This is a genomic window from Bifidobacterium aemilianum, from assembly GCF_003315635.1.
GTDB lineage: Bacteria > Actinomycetota > Actinomycetes > Actinomycetales > Bifidobacteriaceae > Bifidobacterium > Bifidobacterium aemilianum.
The window spans coordinates 1-455 of the sequence record NZ_PDCG01000074.1 but is presented as its reverse complement, the minus strand read 5'-3'; the positions used below and the strand labels follow the sequence as shown (position 1 = coordinate 455).

The 455-nt window shown below is 54.1% G+C and carries 1 protein-coding gene; it reads left to right on the top strand.

Annotation, left to right across the window (positions count from 1 at the left end; translation table 11 throughout):
• Window positions 1–455: leucine-rich repeat domain-containing protein (locus CRD60_RS08875; protein WP_161522227.1), on the top strand; the 455-nt coding region annotated here is incomplete at both ends.

The following is a 455-nucleotide window of genomic DNA, read 5'->3' as shown; positions in this document are numbered from 1 at the left end:
GACGGAACCTACACCTGGAACGACGGCGGCACACACACCTACAGCTGGAGCAACCAAGGCAGCTACTCGAACACCTCATGGACCACCGCCGGAGGAGCCGGCACCTTCGCCTACTCAGGCACCATCATCAATAAAGCTTTGTGTCAGCCTGGCATCGACACCATAGCGGCCTGCTTCCCCGATGCCAACTTCGCTAGAGGCATCGCTTCACTTTATGGCAAATCCATATCTGACACATTTACCCTGGCCATGCAGAAAAGCACTACCAACCTTGATCTAGGCAACAAGGCAATTGCCGATATCACAGGTGTGGAACTGCTCACGGAAATTCAAACGCTGTATCTGGATCATAACCAGATCAGCGATCTGACACCCATCAACCCCAACAACGCCACCTGGCCCAGACTCAAATGGCTCGATGCGACAGGACAAAGCATCCATGTCACCCCCACACC